The organism is Vibrio sp. bablab_jr001, assembly GCF_016464285.1.
In the GTDB taxonomy this organism is placed as follows: Bacteria; Pseudomonadota; Gammaproteobacteria; order Enterobacterales; family Vibrionaceae; genus Vibrio; species Vibrio fluvialis.
Genome location: NZ_JACDWZ010000082.1, coordinates 100,383 through 120,166, shown reverse-complemented (window position 1 = coordinate 120,166; position 19,784 = coordinate 100,383). Strand labels below are relative to the sequence as shown.

Annotated in this window: 16 protein-coding genes; 6 read left to right on the top strand and 10 right to left on the bottom strand. The window is 54.0% G+C overall.

From position 1 onward, the window contains the following. Both JIG40_RS13320 and pncB read right to left on the bottom strand, forming a co-directional pair. Positions 1-768: a DeoR/GlpR family DNA-binding transcription regulator gene (locus JIG40_RS13320; RefSeq protein WP_024375046.1), complete on the bottom strand. Its 768-nt coding sequence runs from the start codon at positions 766-768 to the stop codon at positions 1-3. Between the two features lie 163 nt (positions 769-931). Beyond that, a complete protein-coding gene (gene pncB / locus JIG40_RS13315) occupies positions 932-2,239 on the bottom strand; it encodes a nicotinate phosphoribosyltransferase (protein ID WP_020329691.1) in 1,308 nt (435 codons plus the stop codon). Between the two features lie 411 nt (positions 2,240-2,650). Between pncB and JIG40_RS13310 the strand changes: the two genes are divergently transcribed. Together JIG40_RS13310 and JIG40_RS13305 are read left to right on the top strand one after the other, a co-directional pair. Further along, positions 2,651-3,367: an NUDIX hydrolase gene (locus JIG40_RS13310; RefSeq protein WP_024375044.1), complete on the top strand. Its 717-nt coding sequence runs from the start codon at positions 2,651-2,653 to the stop codon at positions 3,365-3,367. A 27-nt stretch (positions 3,368-3,394) separates the two neighbouring features. Then, positions 3,395-4,810, top strand: a complete 1,416-nt coding sequence (locus JIG40_RS13305; protein ID WP_244662674.1) for a hypothetical protein — start codon at positions 3,395-3,397, stop codon at positions 4,808-4,810. A gap of 60 nt (positions 4,811-4,870) precedes the next feature. Here JIG40_RS13305 and JIG40_RS13300 read toward each other — a convergent pair whose 3' ends face one another. Next, positions 4,871-7,093, bottom strand: coding sequence for a leukocidin family pore-forming toxin (locus tag JIG40_RS13300; protein ID WP_199465470.1), 2,223 nt, complete (start codon positions 7,091-7,093; stop codon positions 4,871-4,873). Positions 7,094-7,828: 735 nt separating this feature from the next. Between JIG40_RS13300 and JIG40_RS13295 the strand changes: the two genes are divergently transcribed. Next, a complete protein-coding gene (locus JIG40_RS13295) occupies positions 7,829-9,085 on the top strand; it encodes an SGNH/GDSL hydrolase family protein (protein ID WP_199465469.1) in 1,257 nt (418 codons plus the stop codon). Between the two features lie 72 nt (positions 9,086-9,157). Here the strand turns inward: JIG40_RS13295 and JIG40_RS13290 are convergent, their stop codons facing one another. Then, entirely contained in the window at positions 9,158-9,916 is a 759-nt protein-coding gene (locus JIG40_RS13290) for an SDR family oxidoreductase (RefSeq protein ID WP_199465468.1), read from the bottom strand. 118 nt (positions 9,917-10,034) lie between these two features. Between JIG40_RS13290 and JIG40_RS13285 the strand changes: the two genes are divergently transcribed. Then, complete coding sequence (locus tag JIG40_RS13285) at positions 10,035-10,964, top strand: LysR family transcriptional regulator (protein WP_199465467.1); 930 nt, start codon at positions 10,035-10,037, stop codon at positions 10,962-10,964. Positions 10,965-11,027: 63 nt separating this feature from the next. Here the strand turns inward: JIG40_RS13285 and JIG40_RS13280 are convergent, their stop codons facing one another. From JIG40_RS13280 to JIG40_RS13255, 6 genes are all read right to left on the bottom strand, one after another. Beyond that, positions 11,028-12,113: a phosphotransferase gene (locus JIG40_RS13280; protein WP_199465466.1), complete on the bottom strand. Its 1,086-nt coding sequence runs from the start codon at positions 12,111-12,113 to the stop codon at positions 11,028-11,030. Positions 12,114-12,309: 196 nt separating this feature from the next. Further along, on the bottom strand, positions 12,310-13,077 hold the full coding sequence (gene fecE, locus JIG40_RS13275) for a Fe(3+) dicitrate ABC transporter ATP-binding protein FecE (protein WP_020329683.1): 768 nt from the start codon (positions 13,075-13,077) through the stop codon (positions 12,310-12,312). 3 nt (positions 13,078-13,080) lie between these two features. Continuing rightward, positions 13,081-14,043 (bottom strand): Fe(3+) dicitrate ABC transporter permease subunit FecD, encoded by a 963-nt coding sequence (gene fecD / locus JIG40_RS13270; protein ID WP_199465465.1) that lies wholly within the window; start codon positions 14,041-14,043, stop codon positions 13,081-13,083. Further along, on the bottom strand, positions 14,040-15,041 hold the full coding sequence (locus JIG40_RS13265; RefSeq protein ID WP_199465464.1) for an iron chelate uptake ABC transporter family permease subunit: 1,002 nt from the start codon (positions 15,039-15,041) through the stop codon (positions 14,040-14,042). The genes fecD and JIG40_RS13265 overlap by 4 nt, the downstream gene beginning before the upstream one ends. Then, positions 15,041-15,940 carry a Fe(3+) dicitrate ABC transporter substrate-binding protein gene (locus JIG40_RS13260; RefSeq protein ID WP_199465463.1) on the bottom strand — a complete coding sequence of 300 codons (900 nt, stop codon included), beginning with the start codon at positions 15,938-15,940 and terminating at the stop codon, positions 15,041-15,043. Before JIG40_RS13260 ends, JIG40_RS13265 begins: the two co-directional genes overlap by 1 nt. 184 nt (positions 15,941-16,124) lie before the next feature. Beyond that, positions 16,125-18,224, bottom strand: a complete 2,100-nt coding sequence (locus JIG40_RS13255; RefSeq protein ID WP_061055994.1) for a TonB-dependent receptor — start codon at positions 18,222-18,224, stop codon at positions 16,125-16,127. 252 nt (positions 18,225-18,476) lie between these two features. Here JIG40_RS13255 and JIG40_RS13250 point away from each other — a divergent pair, with 252 nt between their 5' ends. Continuing rightward, positions 18,477-18,788, top strand: coding sequence for a hypothetical protein (locus JIG40_RS13250; protein ID WP_032082112.1), 312 nt, complete (start codon positions 18,477-18,479; stop codon positions 18,786-18,788). A 165-nt stretch (positions 18,789-18,953) separates the two neighbouring features. Beyond that, positions 18,954-19,697: a helix-turn-helix transcriptional regulator gene (locus JIG40_RS13245; protein WP_020329676.1), complete on the top strand. Its 744-nt coding sequence runs from the start codon at positions 18,954-18,956 to the stop codon at positions 19,695-19,697. The last annotated feature ends 87 nt before the right edge of the window (positions 19,698-19,784 follow it).

The following is a 19,784-nucleotide window of genomic DNA, read 5'->3' as shown; positions in this document are numbered from 1 at the left end:
TCAAAACTGTCCTTCTGGTGCAGTCGCCACAACACACTGAATGTCGTGACGGTCAAATAATTCTTGCAGTGCTGGCGCGGGTGGCGCGTCGGTGATCACCATGTCGATCGCCGCCACATCACACACGTGATGGAAATTCTCGGTGCCCATTTTGTGCTGTTCGCAAACCAAAATGATCTGCTGCGCTTGCGCCATCATCGCGCGTTTCATCGACGCTTCTTGTTCATAGTTGGTGGTCAGGCCGCGCTCAGACAGCGCACACACGCCAATAAACGCCTTGTTGACATGATAGCCAGCCATTTGCTGTTCAGCCTGCGCGCCTAAAATAGCGCGGCTGTACGGATCGAAATGACCGCCCAGCAAATGGACCGAATGCGAAGAGCCTTCTTCAACCTGAGCCAGCGTGTTGACTGAGTTAGTCACGATAGTCGCAGGCGCCGCCAGATAACCGGGGACCAGCGCCAACGTGGTGCTGGTATCGAGCACAATGTAATCCTGCGCATCCACCATCGATGCCGCGCACTGCGCCAATGCGTGTTTGCTCGCGCTGACGGTTTTGGCCGAGAACGGCTCGCTTTTCGGCGATACCGGCGCCAGCATCGCACCGCCTCGAATGCGCTGAATGCCCGGCATCTGAGTGAGCTTCACCAGATCGCGCCGCGCAGAATCACGCGACACACCAAACTGGTCACAGATGTCGGTCAGGGTCATTTTCCCCTGCTGCTTGATCAGCATTTGTAAGTGAATCAGGCGCTCTTCTTGGGTCATAAACTTAAAATCACGTAAGTATTTTTAATGCATTATGCCGCATTGAATGATGATGTCACGTAAAAAATCGCACGCAGGATTGAACAAGCCTCAACGCGCAGGCACAAAAAAAGCCAGTCTGATTCAGACTGGCTTTATGGATTTTGTCTTGGCCGTCGCTCAACTACGCGGCGGCGATGTACTGCTTTTTGGTACGTTTTTGATGCTTCAGTTCATCGATCAGCGCATCAACATCCAACTCAATGTTGAATCGGCGTTTGAGGTTAGCCAGAAACAGGGGATCTTCACACATGGCTTTTTCTGGCTCATCACTGATTTTCGCCACCGGACGACCATTGCATTCGGTCAGCTTAATCACGATTGAGAGCGGTTGATAGGCCTTACCCTGCTCATTTTTCCAGCCTGCCAGATCATTGGTGAGGAAGGTACCGATACCAAATGAAATACGTACGCGGCCCGCAAAGTATTCACACAGTTCCAACGCTTCATCAAAGTTCAGCCCGTTGGAGAAAATGAACACTTTCGACGATGGGTCGATGCCCATGTTCTGATAGTGTTCCAGCATGCGATCGCCCCATTTGAACGGGCAGCCAGAGTCGTGACGAATACCGTCGTACGCCTTGGCTAAGTGCATGTTGAAGTCTTCCTGAAACGCATCGATGGTCAGAGTATCGGTCGGTGCAATCGAAAGCTGGCCGTCAAAGGCTTTCAGCCACTGCTCAAGTGCCACACGCTGCGAATCACGCACATTAACCAATGCCTGATGGCCCATAAACCATTCATGCGCAATGGTGCCAATCGGTTTCAGGTTAAACTCGCGCGCAAAATGGTAGTTGCTGGTACCCAGCAACAGCTCCGGAATTTCCTGCGTCAGATACGCCATCACATCACGTTGTACCTGGCTGGAGAAACGGCGACGGGTGCCCATTTCAGTCAGAGAGAAGTTGGTGATGCCACGTTTAGCAATTTCCGCTTTCAGTTTCTGTACTTTGTCCGCCAGCACCTGCAACGGCAGTTCTGCCGGCACCTGAGCCCAGCGGCGACGGTTGCGCACTTCTGACACGATCGCCATCACGATGGTTTCGTACAGAATGGTATCGCGCCAACTGCCTTGAATACCAATGCGCAGCTGATGTTTGCCATCTTGCTTCATCACGCCAAATTCGACCTGACGATCCGGTTGGAAATGGAAATAACGCAGCGATTGTAAAAATGAGGTTTTGAGGTGCGGAGAGCTTTGCTTCAGATACACAATGTCCGCATCCGAAAAACGCAGGGATGCCAAATGACGAATCTCATCGCGCACTTCTTCCAACAGTTCACTCACGTCCTCATCGCTGCGCACGATCAGCTCGTAGCGCACCTGAGCGTCCGGATAGAGTGAGTGGATCGCCTGCATCATATTGATTTTATAGGCATCGAGATCCAACAGACTGCGGATGATGTGTGGAGAAAACAGGCGAGAGTTCATGATGCCTTCCTTCAATTCACGACATAGGGTTGGTCATGTTAGTAACATTGTGTTCCTAACTGTTCCCGGCACATTAAATGAGCACACGAAGTTTGTCAACTTTTGTGACAAACCTAACATTAGCGAAATTCCCGCGCATCGACAGTGGATATTCATGCGAAACAATGAGATTACAAGCTTTTATCCGTGGTTTCAGCCAACATTCTCTGCATAAAATTTAGTTTGTCACATTTTGTTATTTACATTTGACCCAAACAGATCGCTTGCCTAGAATGAGCCCATTATTCGTCATGAAATACGCAAGCCATAACCTGAAGTCGCCCAGGAGCAATAGACCGCTCCTGCCCCTCAACGCACCTCTTGTTGATGTGTCGCTGCCGGGGAAAGTGCCACTTCAAGCGGGAAGAAACTATGATCGTCACCATTGATATGATTTGCCTTCGCCTAGCACCAACGGGAATCCAGACCCTGCTGGTGAAGCGAAGTAATCCTAATCGGCCAGATTGCGGTAAGTGGGCCGTTCCGGGCGGTTTGGTGTACGACGAGGACATGACGGCCAGCGGCGGCGAGCCGGCCGATGAAGATTTCGATTCCGCGCGGCGCCGGATTTGTCGCCAGAAGGTGCATACCTACCCGAACTTCATCAGCGATCCGCTGGTCGACGGCAATCCCAAACGAGATCCCGATGGCTGGAGCGTGAGCATCTCGCACTACGCGCTGCTCAACCCTTCTAACGTGCAGCAGATCGAAGATTTCGGTATCGACAGCCGTCGAGCTGGCTGGTTTGATCTCGATCCGCTGCTCAATGGTGAGATGGAACTGGCCTTTGACCACGTGGCGCAAATTCAGCATGCATGGAAAAAGCTGCGCGCGGCGGTGGAATACACCTCGGTCGTGCTGTTTTCGCTGGAAAAAGAGTTTCTGGTCGCAGACATCATTGAGGCCTACGCCAAGTTCGGGGTCGAAGTGAACCGCATGACCGTCAAACGTCGCCTGATTGATACGGGCGTGATTGTCAGCGCCAATAAGATTGCAGCTTCCAGCAAAGGTAAGGGCGGTAAACCCGCCACCGTCTATCGCCTGCCCAGCAATGAAGTGACCTACTTCCAGACCTGTCTGCGCGGCTGATACCACCTATTTCCCTCACGCAACCGCTTGCAGTCGTCAGGCGGCTCTGATTATTATGTCAGCAATGACGACACGCGCTTAATCAAGCCCATTCCGGATTGTGCCACGTCTCTGCTCTGCTTATCTCAACTTCACGAGCGTACAACACAAGTGATGAACCCAACGATTGCTGCAACCGGTGGTTGGCTGCTGATGGCAAGCCTGCTGCTGTCTCTGAGTGCACAGCTGACCCATCAACTGAGCGGTTTCTGGGCGGGTATTCCTATTTGGATCGCCGCAGGGTTATTCCTGCCTGCCGTAAAACCCGCGCAAAAGAAACAGATATTGCTGTTGTTTGGTCTGGGGGCGGCCGGGCTGATTTATGGCGCGCTCAAGGGCAGTGACAGCCACTATGTGCTGAAGGCGATCGAAGCCAACCAAAACGTGGTCACCATGCTGATCGGGGTAGGTTTTCTGCGTATTTTTGCGGTAGAGAGTGTCCGTACCGGAGAGCGTCTGCCTCAAGGCAAACGCGCGTTAGTCCGCACACTGTTTGGCGCACACTTATTTGGTGCGGTGCTGAACATGTCGTCGGTGATCATCGTCGGCGATAAACTGTCATCAAAAGATAAACTGTCCACCACACAAGGGTTGGTGCTCTTGAGAGCGTTTGCCACCTGCGCTTTCTGGTCGCCATTCTTTGCCTCAATGGGTTTAACCCTCATCAGCGCTCCAGGCGCGCAGCTTGGCACGTTAGTGATGTATGGTTTGCCGGTCAGTCTGGTGGCGCTGTCGCTCAGTGCGTGGCAGATCACCCGCCGTCCGGATGCCGAGCGCATGAGCGGTTATCCTATCTCTTTTTCTTCGCTGTGGATGCCGGGATTGCTGGCTCTGGTAGTCATCTCTGGTCATGAGTTGTATCCACATATCAGCGTGTTATCGCTGGTTACCATGACCGCGATTCTCTTTACTGCCAGTTGGTTGGCGGTGAAAAAGGGCAAACTGGGGCTGCACAGTGCGCGCAATCACATCACTTCCGGTGTAGCGGGATCGGCCGGGGAAGTGGTGCTGTTTGCGGCAGCGGCCATGCTGGCCTCTGGTGTGGCATCGGCACTGGCGGCGACGCAGATTCAACTGGCACCGGCGCATTTCGGCGCGCTGGAAGCGAGCCTGACTCTGGTGGTGTTGGCAGTTCTGGCCATGAGTGGCATGCACCCGGTCACCAGCGTGGTACTGGCGGGGAGTGTGCTCTCACCGAGCGTCAGCGATCCGGATTTACTCGGCATGACACTGCTGATGGGCTGGTCTCTGGGCATTACGCTGTCGCCGTTTTCCGGCGTTCAGCTCAGTATTCAATCGCGCTACGACATCAATGCCAAGGCGTTGCTGAGCGCCAACTGGCGCTACATTCTGGTGATGTATCTGGTGTGCAGCAGCGTGTTGTGGTTCTACACGCACAGATAACAAAACCCCCGCCAAATGGCGGGGATTGTTCATTCAGAATCGACTGAGTTCAGCTCTCACTTAATTCAGCTCCAGTTGCAGCCCTTTGACCAACCAGTTGTCGGCCCAGATTTTAACCGCCGTGACCGACTGGCCCGCCGGTAAATCAAAACGATCATCATGCAGATTGGTGCCATACTGTTTTGACCCGACGGTATGCACGCTGCCATCAAGGTACGTAAACGTCAGTGCCAGCAGTTGCTGTCCGCCGTAGTTAAAATCGCCCGAAGTAGCGACCACCGATTGCACCTGACGCAGGTCAATCTGGCTCAGCGATCCGCCGCTGCCACCGACCATCAGCCCTTCTGCGGTGCCGAGTGCATCGATCGCCGCCCCCGAGCGCACAAACAGGGTTCCCTCAGCACTCAACGGTTGTGAGTTGAGCTGACCCACCGCCAGCCCCAATACCGGCGAAGTTTGTTGCTGGTTAAACACATCGGTGTACGCGGTGATGGTGCGCAGGCTGACGCTTTCACTGGCGGAGGCATACAAGCCCAGTGCGCCCGTTGCCGTATCGTGCCCCAGCGTTTCGCCACTGTAGACGTTAGTCAGCTCGTCACTGTCCTCTTTCCACTCCCAGCGTTGACTCAGGCTCTGATTACACGCTTGCAGCGCATCCAACGCATTGCCGTCCAGACAGCGCTTGGTATCGAGCGCACTCACATAACGGCCCAGTTGATCGTAGATGAACGACTGACTCGCGGTTTGGTTGTCACACGTGCTGGCCGTCAACGTGCCGTCAGCTTGCACCGTGACGCAGCGATCATTAAAGCTGGCCAATTGCAGATTCACCGGGCGACCACCGGTAAATACCGGATGATCCCAGTCCACGGTAAAACTGGCGGATTTGGTTACGCGGCGACGCGGCGTGTCTTCAAAACCGTGATACGACTGATGCGCGCCGACAACATAGTAGTGTTTGTACGCACCGTTATAGATTGGGCGAATATTGACCGAAGAATCAATCACAAACTCGGTCGAACCGCTCTCGCTTGGTGACGCTTTGTAAATCACGTCCATTTTCGGCACGAAGCTGGCGTAGCCGATCGGATTGATGCGGTTCACATCGACCGGATAGGTATTGACCCACAACGCATCGGTGGAGCGGTTAAGCAGCGATTCCGCGGTGGCATACTGCTGACGCGCCCAGCTAAAGCTGATGTTCTGCGCATTTTTAGTGGAACGTTCAATACGGTAATCCTGAGTATTAAACGTCAGCCAACGGCTCTGCGAGTAACTCGCGCGCGCTTCCAGCTTGCCTTTCGGCCCTTTGCTGTCGGCTTCCACGCCACCTGACACGCCCAGCTCAAACCCGGACACTTCTTTGCGCTCAAAATTGGCGTTGACGTTGCTGGCCGGAAACGTTTTGAGGACCTGCGCTTTGTTGTTGGAGGCATTGAAGGCGAAGCGATAATCCTGCGCAATCGCATCGGTCGACCATTCGCGGAAATAGGCATCCAACGTCACGTAATCGGCACCGAACTGGCGGTAACTCAGCTGATCGTTGAGATGAATGCCCGCCCCAGTGCTGTCATCATCCAAACTGATGCGGACAATTTTCGCATCCGGTGTGGCAGAGCCGACAATGCCATATTGCAGCGAACGTTCCAGATTGACGCGATAAATCAGGGAGATGTTGGCGTCGTGACAGAATGAGCGGCGCCCTTTGTCACTCTTCCATAACCAGGAATTATCAAAGGTACACTCTTCGTCGCTGATCGCGCGGTTGACGTTAATGTAGAACGCCACATGCGGCAGTGTATTGGCTTCACCACCACTGACGCGCTGAGTGTCCGACAGCGAGCGGCGCACTCGCTTGGCGGCCGGCGCTTCCAGCAAAGCGGGGTTAACGTCATCCGCCGCATCAAACGGCGTAAACAGCAGTTCCCCTTTATGTTCGGTCACTAAGACGAACAGGCTCGAAAAGCTCATACCATATTGCTGACGAAACAGCGCCTGCATCACTGCGCGCTCTTCGCTATTTTCGATCTGGCTGAAATCCATCAAAATACGTTGTTTCTCTTGCACAACGAATTGACGTAATTGCGCCAGAGTTGGCATATCGGTATCGTTTGCCTGCCAATATTGTGCGTTATAATAATTGACCTGACTCGAATCAGAAACCTGACTTAAAATAGATACCGCTGCGCCTACAGGGTCGTGAATATCGGCAAATACATTACCACTCGCAGAGAGTGAACATAACGCCAACGTTGTTGCTGCATAAGAATTTAGTTTTAGCATAGGTGCCCTTTATTATTTTCATTCTACTTAACGAAATAACGTCAGGTGGAATGGTTTATTATTTACAGGCTTTCCCCTTGTCGACAGACAATAGGAAACCGCTCCAAGCCGCTCAGAACAGAGGGCTAGATTTTATTATTCAATTGGTTAGTAAACTTACTCGTCGAGTGAGTAAACGTTAGCGCCACAACCGCAGAAAGGCTGTTCAGGTCTACAAAGATGGGGTAAATCTGGTGACGCTAAGGTGATCAATATAAGGAAGTGCACGACAAATAAAGCTTATTAACAAAAAGCATCGCACAAGATCACGCTTTGTAGGCGATTTAAACAGATTTGTTTAACATGCTAACAATGAAAATAAATATTTAATCAAAATTTAATTTAGTTATTATTGTTTTATCATTTTCTTATTTTTATTCGGCTAATTTAGAAATAATTAAATTACTCAGCTTACTTTCATTATTGTTAATATTTCCTCATCCATATCTTTCCCATAAAAATAAACGTTGAGTTTCTATCCGAATAAATGAATTCCGGTGACTGAATTCACATTCAGACATGATCTTACTTCCAAGCTCAACGGTTTATGCTTTCAATTGCATTGGCGGTATGAATATATTCCGCACCGTACACCTCCGACCAGAAAGTCAGTGGCTAACTTCCCTTTTTCGCTGCACGGGCGAGTGCGTCCAAAACGGAGTCGGGAAAACAACGTAAACAATAAGAAGAGACACTATGACATTAAAACTCTCCCTGCTGATCGCGAGCCTGAGCGCCGTGTCTCCAGCAGTCTTGGCAAACGACGTCAATCCAGCGCCACTCATCGCGCCGTCCGAAGCGGATTCCGCGCAGACGCTGGGCAGTCAGACGTACACCTATGTTCGCTGCTGGTATCGTCCGGCTGCGACGCATAATGATCCTTACACCACCTGGGAGTGGGCGAAGAACGCGGACGGCAGTGATTTCACCATTGATGGCTATTGGTGGTCATCGGTGAGTTACAAAAACATGTTCTATACCGATACTCAGCCCGATACCATCATGCAACGCTGTGCAGAGACGTTGGGGTTAACCCACGATACTGCCGACATCACCTATGCCGCGGCCGATACCCGTTTCTCCTACAACCACACCATCTGGAGCAACGATGTTGCCAACGCGCCAAGCAAAATCAATAAGGTGATCGCCTTTGGTGACAGCCTGTCGGACACGGGCAACATTTTTAACGCCTCGCAATGGCGCTTCCCGAACCCGAACTCCTGGTTTGTCGGCCACTTCTCAAACGGGTTTGTCTGGACCGAGTATCTGGCGCAAGGTTTGGGGCTGCCCCTCTACAACTGGGCCGTGGGCGGCGCGGCGGGGCGCAATCAATACTGGGCGCTGACTGGCGTGAATGAACAGGTCAGTTCGTACCTGACCTACATGGAGATGGCGCCGAATTACCGTGCGGAGAACACGCTGTTTACACTCGAATTCGGTCTGAATGATTTTATGAACTACGACCGTTCACTGGCAGACGTCAAAGCAGATTACAGCTCAGCGCTGATTCGTCTGGTGGAAGCCGGGGCGAAAAATCTGGTGCTGTTGACTCTGCCGGATGCCACGCGCGCGCCGCAGTTCCAATATTCAACGCAGGAACACATCGACGAGGTGCGCGCCAAAGTGATTGGCATGAACGCGTTCATTCGTGAGCAGGCACGTTACTTCCAGATGCAGGGCATCAACGTTTCGCTGTTTGACGCCTACACGCTGTTTGATCAGATGATCGCCGACCCGGCCGCGCACGGCTTTGATAATGCCAGCGCGCCATGTCTTGATATTCAGCGCAGCTCTGCGGCGGATTATCTCTACACGCATGCTCTGGCAGCCGAGTGTGCCTCATCCGGTTCAGACCGCTTTGTGTTCTGGGATGTGACTCACCCAACCACGGCAACGCATCGCTACATCGCCGACCACATTCTGGCTACCGGTGTTGCGCAGTTCCCACGTTAATCACTGTGCTGTAATTAGAAAGCCCCAAGCGTATCGCTCGGGGCTTTTTTAATCTCATCAACAAATAAGCGATTACAGAAACATGCCGCCGGACGCTTCGATGCGCTGGCCTTGAATCCATCCGGTGTCGCCAACCAACAATGACGCCATCACGCCGCCGATGTCATCCGGTAACCCCGCGCGACCCAACGCGGTATTGGCCGACACCAGTGCATTGATCGCTTCCACATCACGCACCGCGCCACCGCCAAAATCGGTTTCAATCGCCCCCGGCGCGAGAACGTTAACGCGAATCCCCCGGCTGCCCAGCTCTTTGGCCAGATAACGGGTATAGACTTCAATCGCTCCTTTCATCGCGGCATACACCCCTTTGCCCGGCATGGCAAAACGGGTCAGGCCGGTGGAGACGTTGAGGATGCGACCACCGTCGCGCACTAAAGGGGCCAGCGCCTGCGTCAAGAAAAACACACCTTTGAAATGAATATTGCACAGGCGATCAAACAGCGCTTCGCTGGCGTCGGTCAGGCTGGCATCCATACCAATGCCGGCATTGTTGACCAGAAAATCGAAATCGTCACGCTGCCAGTGTGTGGCTAAAACCTGCTTCACTTCGGCCACAAACGGCTCAAATTCGCTGATGTTGCCGGTGTCGAGCTGAATCGCCACCGCTTTGCTGCCGAGCGCTTCAATCGCGGCCACCACTTGCTGCGCCTGCTCGGCCTGACTGTGGTAGGTGAGAATAATATCCACGCCCTGTTTGGCCAGTTTCAGTGCGCCATTTTGGCCCAGCCCACGGCTGGCACCGGTGATCAAAGCAATACGAGAATCCATTGGAGTTTCCTTTTTGGTGTTGGGTTACAGTCAACACAGCTTATTAGCCAACATAAATCAGATAAACAGCGACAAATTGATTACACTGTTCATTATTTATGAATAATTGGAGCCATCCATGGATCGCCTGACTGCCATGCACACCTTTGTGCGCGTTGCGGAGCTTGCCAGCTTCAGCCGCGCCGCCGAAGAGCTAGGGCTGCCGAAAGCCAGCGTATCGAATCACATCCAACTGCTTGAAACGCAGGCAGGCGCGCGCCTTTTGCAACGCACTACACGCAAAGTGTCGTTAACGCCTGACGGGCGCACCTACTATGAGCGTTGCCTCGATCTGCTGGCTGAATTTGAAGAACTCGATACCTTATTCGTCCAAACAGAGCAGCAGCTCAGCGGGCGCATTCGGGTCGACATGCCAACGGGAATGGCAAAAGGCGTGGTCGTGCCGCATCTGGCCGAATTTCTGCAGCAACATCCGGGCGTTCAACTGGAGCTGAGCAGCACCGATCGCCGCGTCGATGTGGTGCGGGAAGGGTTTGACTTTGTTGTTCGTGCAGGGTTGTTGAGTGATTCAGCGCTGATCGCACGTAAGGTGTGTGACATGGCGGTACGTACCTATGCCAGCCCCGACTATCTGGCGCGCCATGGCGAGCCGCAGACGCAGGACGACTTATCGCGCCATCAACTGGTGCACTACGCGCAAAATCTCGGCGGTCAGCCGGACGGTTGGGAATATTGGAACGGCGAGCAGTTGCGCACCATCGACATGGCGGGCGCGCTGACGGTCAACAATGCCGAGTCTTACACCGCCGCGTGTTTGGCGGGTATCGGGCTGATTCAAACACCGGAATCGGGCGTGCGTAAGCTGGTCGCCAGCGGTCAATTGGTTGAAGTGCTGGCAAATTATACCTGTCAGCCGCTGCCCGTGTACCTGCTCTATCCGCACCGCCGACATCTGGCCAAGCGGGTCCGCGTTTTGATGGACTGGATGACGGCACTGATTCAGCACAAATTGCAGTCCGTTCATGATGAGCCCGTTCATGAAGAGTAAACGGGCTGCGCGGCGCAAACGGCGCTCTGAACCAACCCATCGCCAAGTTGACGAATTGCTGGGCTAACGAAGCTGATACTGCTGCACCAGCTCGCGCTTGCGTTGATAATCATTCGTCAGTTGCGTGGCTGATTTGCCGTGATTGGCATAAAACAGCCCGCCATGTTGCGCGATATTGGGGTAATCGTTCACAATCACATCCAGCACGTAATCGATGCGTTTCAGGGTCAGAGGCGTGCACGACTGACCGTGCAGATCGTCTTCAATATCGAGTACATGAGAGCGGAACGCCTCCAGTTGAAACAGATGAGCTAACGCGTGTTCACTGCTCAGCGCCGTTTGCCAACGCTCAATGATTTGGCGGTAATGCGCCAGCACTTGTGAAGTCGCCTGCTGGGTGTGTAGCCAATCCACTTTGCGCTGATAACTCGCCACAGCCCGTTGTTTCAGTTGGCGGAACAGAGTCAGTTGCTGGTTCTCTGTCAGTGCGTTTGACAGCAACCAGCCAAAGAAGAAGCGGGTTTCAAAACGTTCCACCGCATGAAACATCGGGTCTTGTGTGCCGTTGCTGTTGAACTCGCGCAGCGGATCAAACGGGTACATGTAGCCAAAGTCAAACAGCCACAGCTGACCGTCATTGTCCACCAGCATATTCCCGCCGCACAGATCCCACTCCATCAGACCTTGTGCTTCGCATGCCTCCAGCGTCACCAACAGTTGCTCCATCAAATCCGGCGTCAGCGTTTGGATGTGTTGTCCGTCAATCCACGGCGAGAGCAGAATGCCCAACCGATAATCCGCATAGAGCGTGGGCACAATATGGGCAAAGCGCGGCGCGGTGGCCGGATTTGCTTTCAGTGCCTCAAAATCTCGCCTGCGCTGCACTTCGTTGAGAAACGAATATTGCCCGTCCAGATTGGCAACTTTGGCCGTGTGGCGGCGTTTTTTCAGGTTGTAATCCCGCCCGTTAACCCGCAGGTGAAACACCTCCGCAGTCAGGCCAGAACCAATCACCTCAACCACGTATGGCGAATCGGCGTTTAATGTCGCCAGTTGCTCCGGCGGCAACGGGCAGTGGCTCAGGTCACCGACGATCAGCGGTGCGTCACTTTGATCAAAGTGTTGTTGGGCTTGTTGTCTTGCGTTCATGTTCACCTCGTTGATGTCATGCTGCCATTGCAGCGCGATCGGGTGAAAAAAGCATCCTACCCCCGGCTGAAACCTTGGGCGCAGAAGCAAAGAGGGAGAGCGCTCATCGGGGCGTAGACAAGAAAAATGTTCCCGCTTGGGCGAGGTTCAAGGCCTCAACCTCAAGCGGGAAACCGCTGGGGAATGCGCGCAGAGATCAGCGGACAATGCACATTGGCGTGCCAGCAATCGGATCGCGGTGAATTTCCGCATCCAGTTCAAACACGCTGGCGAGCAGTTGCGGCGTCATCACGTCGCCGGGTGCCCCTTCGCCAACAATGCGCCCTCGCTGCATCACAATCAGGTGGTCGCAATAGCGGCACGCCTGATTGATGTCGTGCAGCACGGTGACAATGGTTTTGCCCTGCTGATTGAGCAGGCGCATCAGCTTCATCAGTTCGACCTGATGGTTAATGTCAAGGTAAGTCGTCGGTTCATCGAGCAGCACAAAATCGGTATCTTGCGCTAAAGTCAGGGCCAGCCACACGCGCTGACGCTGACCGCCGGACAAATCCGACACCGCGCGGTCGGCAAATTCCGCCACGCCTGTCGCCCGCATCGCCTGCTCGACAATACGCTTGTCCTCGCTGGACAGTTGGCCCCAAAATCCGGTGTACGGGCTGCGACCATACGCCACCGCCTCGCGCACACTCACCCCTTCCGGCGGCTCCTGCGATTGCGGCAACAGCGCCAGTTGCTGCGCCAACAAACGCGACGGAACCTGCTCGATCGGTTTGCCCTGCCACAACACCTGTCCGCTTTCGGCATGGAGAATGCGTGACAAGGTTTTCAGCAACGTGGATTTGCCACAGCCGTTGGGGCCGAGCAACGCAGTAATTTTGCCTTCCGGAATGACGACATCCACACCGTTCACGATCGGCCCTTTGCCGTAGCCGACAATCAGATTTTCAGTGGTTAAACGCATGGCTTATCTCATTCTCATTAACAGATATAAAAAGTACGGCGCGCCGATGATCGCAGTCAGGATCCCTGCGGGCAGTTCCAGCGGCGGATGGATGATACGCGCGATCAGATCGGCCACCAGCAGCAATAGAGCGCCGACCAGCATCGCCGTCGGCAGCAGCTGTTGGTGGCGGCCGCCCACCAGTTGCCGCGCCAGATGCGGTGCGACCAAGCCGAGAAAACTGAGCGGCCCACACACCGCAACCGCCGCTGAAGTCCAGATGACCGCCACCAGCAGTGCGCCCGCGCGGACCCAAGCGACCGAAATTCCGAGGCTTGTCGCGCGTTCATCGCCCAGCGTGAGCAGATTCAGCGCATGGCTGAGCCACAGCACCACAGGAAGCAGCACCCACCACGGCCAGAGCAGCGTCAGTTGCGACCAGCCGCGCCCCCACAAACTGCCGGTCAGCCACAGCAACGCATTGTTGATTTCCAGCGGCTGCGTGAGGATCAAAAAGTCAATCGCACTGCCGTACAACGCCGCCAGCGCTACACCGGTAATCGCCAGTTTGACCGGCGCGGTTTGGCCACCGCACACCAGCGCCAGCACCACCGCCGAGGCCAACCCGCCTGCCAGCGCCGCTGCCGGTAACCAATAGACGGAGAGGGTCGGCCACAGCGTCATCAGCGCGACCGCTGCAAGCCCTGCGCCATGGCTAACGCCAAGAATGTCCGGCGAGGCGAGCGGGTTGCGAATCACGCCCTGAATCAACACGCCCGCGGTGGCGAGCATCGCCCCCACAAGCAGTGCAATCCACACGCGGGGCAGGCGATAGTCGTGAATGGTGAAATAGTGTTCGCTGCCTTGAAACAGGCCATCCCACACCTGCGCCGTGCTGAGATTGACCGCGCCCAAACTCAGATTGGCTAAAGCTGCCAGCACCAGCAGGCACAACAGAATCAGTTGCGTTTTACGGATCGGATTCATTGCTTTTTCCTCACCAGATAGAGGAAGCACGGCGCGCCAATCAGCGCCAACACTGCCCCTGCGGGTGTTTCAGTAGGGAACACCACCGCACGGCTGATGATATCGGCGCCGAGCGTGAGCATGGCGCCCAGCAGCATCACCACCGGCAGCAAAATTCGGTGATCGTAACCGACCAGAAGGCGAGCCATGTGCGGCACAATCAGCCCCACAAATGCAATCGCGCCGACCGTACTGACACTGATGCCAACCAGCACCAGCACCGCCAGCCCCACCAGCACGCGCAGCAGCGTTAGGTTCACGCCCAGACTTTTCACCCGCTCATCACCCATCGCCAGTACATTCACTTTCGGAGCCAGCAACATACTGAGCACCAGCGCCAGCGACAGTGGCGGCCAACTCATGTGCCAAGTGCGCCACTCCACATGGGCAAACGAGCCAGCCAGCCATGCCATCACACTGGCGGCCTGATCTTCCACCAGAATCACGCTGGTTTTGGTCAAGGCACTACACAACGCGGAGATGGCAATCCCCGCCAGCACCAGTTGCCCGCGTTCAGAGCCCATTTTCCACGCGCCGCCGAGCATCATCACCAAGCACCACGCGCTCAGCCCGCCAATCATCGCAGCCAGCGGGCTGCTGAGTGGCGATGAAGCGGCAAACACCGTGGTCACTAGCGCCATGCCGAGCGCCGCACCTGCATTCACCCCAAACAAACTGGGTGACGCCAGCGGGTTACGAGTCAGCCCCTGCATCAACGTTCCGGCCGCTGCCAGACTGGCGCCAACCAAAGCGGCATCGAGCACCCGCGGCAGGCGAATATCGCGCACAATCACATGCGCAATGACCTGCTCATTCGGCGCCCACAGTGCCGTCAGCGCATCCGCCGCAGACACTGGCACCGCCGAGTAAGCAAACAGTGCGCACCAGGCGACGAGAAACATAAACACAACGAGCGTGATCACCACGCCCGTTCGTTGAATCGATGGCGTCAACCTCATCAGGATTGAACCAACTTCACCAGATCCGCCGCCATGTATTCCGCGGCCAGAATGCCGCGGCAGCGCGCCCACATGTTGCCATCCACATGCAGCACCTGCTTGGCTCGCACCGCACTAAGCACATTCCAAAGCGGCTGTTTCTGCCAACGGCTGACAATGCTCTTTTCGGTGTAATCGCCGACCACCAGATAGTTCGGGTTGAGTGCCAACAATTGCTCTAAACTGATTTGGCGTGATGCATTTTCATTTTTCAGCCCAGTTGGTGCAGCCAGTCCCAGCGCATGAATCACGCCACCTGCGTACGATTCGGCCGAGTGCGCATAAAAGTCATTTTCACGCGCAACACCAAATTGCACGGTCTGATTGTTCAGGCCAGACAACTGCGCCGCGTAGTGGTCCATCAACTGATGGTGCTGCGCTAAACGCTGCTGCATTTCGGCCTCTTTACCGATCACTTTGCCGATGATCGCCGCCGATTTCAGGTTATCTTCATAAGTTTCGCGACGCGAAGGCAGTAAGAGCGTCGGCGCAATTTTCGACAAATCGCGATACACTGCGGAGTGACGATCAACATCCGCGATGATCAGATCCGGTTTCAGAGACGCAATCACTTCCAGACTCGGTTGAGAGCGTGTGCCGACCGACTGCCACTGGCCGAGTTTTGCACTCACCGCAGGCAGCAATCGACTTGGGTCGTTGTCATCCGCAATACCCACCGGACTGACATCCACCGCGGCCAGCGCATCCACAAAAGAAAATTCCAGCGCAACAATGCGCTGAGGCACCTGATTCAAGGTGAATTCTCCGTGACTGTCCGTCACGGTTACGGCAGAGGCCATCAAACTCAGACAGCCACTGACGAGCACAACGCTGCGCGCAATCCATCGACACCATTTCATTGTTCTTTACCTATTTGATTGGGAGTTAACATTCATCGGCCGCATCGCCATCGGTGATTGTAATGATTTAGCTCACAAAATGAATGCAAATTTTATTGAGAATTATTCACATTCCATCACTAAACGGACTGAGCCACGCTCAAAACGAAACAGGTCCAGCGGATACCGGACCTGATCGTCACACTTAAAAATCGTAGCTCGCCGTGAGGTAGAGACGACGCTGCTCACCCGGGAAGGAACCGGTTCGGTCGATGAATCCACTCACCGCGTACTTCTTATCAAACAGGTTCTTCACGTTGAGCTGGAACTGCCACTGCTGCCAGCGGGTCTGCCATGACGCATCAAACACGGTGAAGGCTTTCACCGTCTGGCCGCTCTGGTTGTACTGTTCACTGACGTGATCGGCACCAAAGCCAACGGACGAGTCGATGGCGGTGATGTCATAGCGCGTCCACACGCCCAGCTGGTGATGCGGCGCGTTGGCAAATCGAGTACCGACCGTGCCGCTGATGCCGTCGTACGCTTCTTTCACGCGCGTGTCGTTGTAGGCGTAGCTCAGATTGGCGCTCCAGTTGTCGGTTAAATCCGCCAGCATGTCGACTTCGACGCCTTGGCTGCGCACTTTGCCGTAGGCTACTGAGCGCGTGTCATCGTCCGGATCCGTTTGCAGAATGTTCTCTTTGATGATGTGGTACAGCGCCACATTGACGTTCAGCGCATTATCCAGCCAGTAGGTGCGCACACCCGTTTCGTACATCAGGCTCTCTTCCGGATCAAACGGGCCACCGTTCGACTCCGCTTGGTCAGACACATCCTGCGGCACAAAACCCGTCGCCACGACGGCATACGGATGCCATTGATCGTTGATGCGATACGTAGACCCCAAGCGGTAAGACATGCCAGAACCGGTATAATCGCTCTCGCTGCCCGCTTTGATGTCGTTGATTGTGTCCTTGTAACCGTCGATGCGCAGGCCCGACAGCACGTTCCAGCGCTCGGTTACCGCCCACTGATCCTGCACATACGCGCCATAACGCTGCGAACGCGAATCGGTTTGCTTGGCAAGCGTCAGGTTGTAGCTGGACGTATCCGCGCCATATTCCGGATCAGTCAGACTGATGCCGTCCACATTGGCGCGGTAATAAACATAATCTTCGTCGAGACGGTAATAATCACCACCGATGAGCACGGTATGATCGCCCAATTCCGCCACCAAGTTTGCCGTCACCGACCCCGCTTTATTATGACGAACCTGATCGCGATATTGACGCTTGCTCCAATCCACTACGCCGTCGCCATCGGTATCCACTAAGCCGTTGGGTTCGTGATACTTCTGCGTTTCTGTGTTTTCGTAGTAACGCAGCGTCACATCACCGCTCAACCAGTCGTTGAAACTGTGGTCAACGCGCATCTGGTACACCTGCGCTTCTAAGTCCTGAAAGTCAGAAGCTTCGTTAGCGTTCCAGTCGATGTCAGCCAAGAAGTTGCCGTCATCATCGGTAGGAATACCACGCAGGCGTGCGCCGCCGTAATGCTGAATGATGTCGGTAAACTGCGCCGTCACCGTAGTGTTATCCGTCATGTCCCACGCGTAGCCCAAATCGATGATTCGGTTGCGCACATCGGTGTTGTTGCGTGACGGGTTTTCGTGGTCCTGATAAATCGCGACGCGGTAGCGCTGACTTTTGTCGTCGGTTACTGGCCCCGACAGCTCCACACTGCCGCTGACAAAATCCTGATTTCCACCCGTCACTGACACGCGGCGTTTGGTGTCGTAGGTCGGCTTTTTGGTCACATAGTTGATCACGCCGCCCGGTTCCCCGCTGCCCATCACCGCAGAAGACGGGCCTTTCAGCACTTCCACCTGCTCAATGTTGAACAGCTGCGGAATGGCGAAACCGTTGAACGGGTCGCCGCGCACGCCATCATAAAGAATCTGATCTTGGCGAAAACCGCGAAACGTCACGCCGGAGTAGGAATACTGGCTCACGCCACTGATCGAGCGATACAAGTCGGTCACCTGACGCGCGCCTTGGTCTTCAATCAATTGTTGCGGCAGCACCTGAATCGACTGCGGTGTATCGTCAATCGCCGTGGGAGTTTTGGTGGCTAAGCTCGTTTCTTGCGCGCGGTAGAGCGACAGTGCGCGGCCGTAAACGGTCACGGTATCGTTGCTGGCGGGCGCCGTGTTGTTTTGCGAAGTGTCATCGGCTGCAAAAGCCTGCGCGGATAAACCGGCAAGCACAGCCAAAAAGAGTGGATGAGTGTTGGCTCGGGCCTTCATTGTTATTTCTTATGTATGTTGTGTTAGAACAAGGCACCGGAATCTAACTGAGTTTTATTCTCATTACAAATAGTTTGTCATCATTCGCACTATCTATGGAAACTATCCCAAAAATAAAACTGATCATTATTTATTCAATTTTTTTGAACATGATCAGTCAATCTTTGCTATCGATCACAATGTGACTTAGATCTAATATTTATCCCAAGCACTGAGGTGCGAAATAAACAACTACCCAATGAGGAAAAAATTATGACTAAGTTCGCTTCAATTCTGGCAGCCACAGTACTTTCAACTACATTTGCCGCTGGCGCCATGGCTTCTGACCTACAAATGAACGTGATGACTCGCGACAACCTGGCAACCGTATCTTTGACTCAAGACGGTCAGGCACTAGCAAACTATCCTGTTGAAATTCAAGGTCAAAAATACGTAACTGCACAAGACGGTACCGTGACCATCAAAAACAACGACAACAGCTCTCGCACTGTGAAATTCGTTGCAACTGATGCAGCGGGTAACTCTATCGTGAAAACTGGCTTCGTAAGCCGTGACAATGGTTAATTCGCCAAAAATCAGGAACTAACATTCAATGGATTTGAATAAAATTGTGTTCTAACGCGACAGCTTGTGATTTCACTCTGTCGCGTTTTCTTTTGTTCCCCGTCACCACCACCTCTCTCTGTGCCATACTGAACGCATCGTTTTCACTGCCGTAGATCATTTTGCATGTCTGAATGCCAGCACGTTATTACTGAACTCAAAAAACAACTGAAACTCCATGGCATCCAATATCAGGATATTGCGTACGCTCTGAATCTGAGCGAAGGCTCGGTAAAACGCCTGCTCGCCGAGGGCAGCCACATCAGTTTGGAACGGCTGGCAACCATCTGTCAGTTGATGGGCATGGAACTCACCGAGCTGTTTCGTCTGGTTGCCGATAAGCAAACGTTGTTGAGCGCCCTCACTTTTGAACAGGAAAAGCAGTTGGTCAGCGATAAAGCGCTGCTGCTGGTCGCCGTATGTGTGGTCAATGGATACCGGTTCGACGACATGTTGCAGCAATACCAGTTTTCAGAGCCGCAACTGATTCAGAAACTGGCACTGCTTGATCGACTCAAAATCATCGATTTACTACCGGGTAATCGCATTAAGCTGCGCATTTCGCCCACGTTTGCCTGGATTGCCGGCGGGCCGATTCAACGCTTCTTTCAGCAACAGGTACAGGAAGCGTTTTTTCGCAGCTACTTCTCCGGCAACGATGAAAAACTGGTGATGGCGACCGGGCTAATGTCACTGCCAAGTAACCAGAAACTTCAGCAACGCATTCAGAAACTGGTGAATGAGTTCTACGCCACCTGCCACGATGACCAACCGCTGGCGTTTGAAGACCGCCACGGTACATCGATGATTGTTGCCATTCGCCGCTGGACCTTTCCGCTGTTTTCCGAATTCGAATCCACCACTAAGTAATCTTTTACGCCCCTTTGAGTTACCTAATGCGCGACCTGACACATCGCGCTTAGCGCATTTTGTGGGTTGCTGCATGCTGTCGGCCTC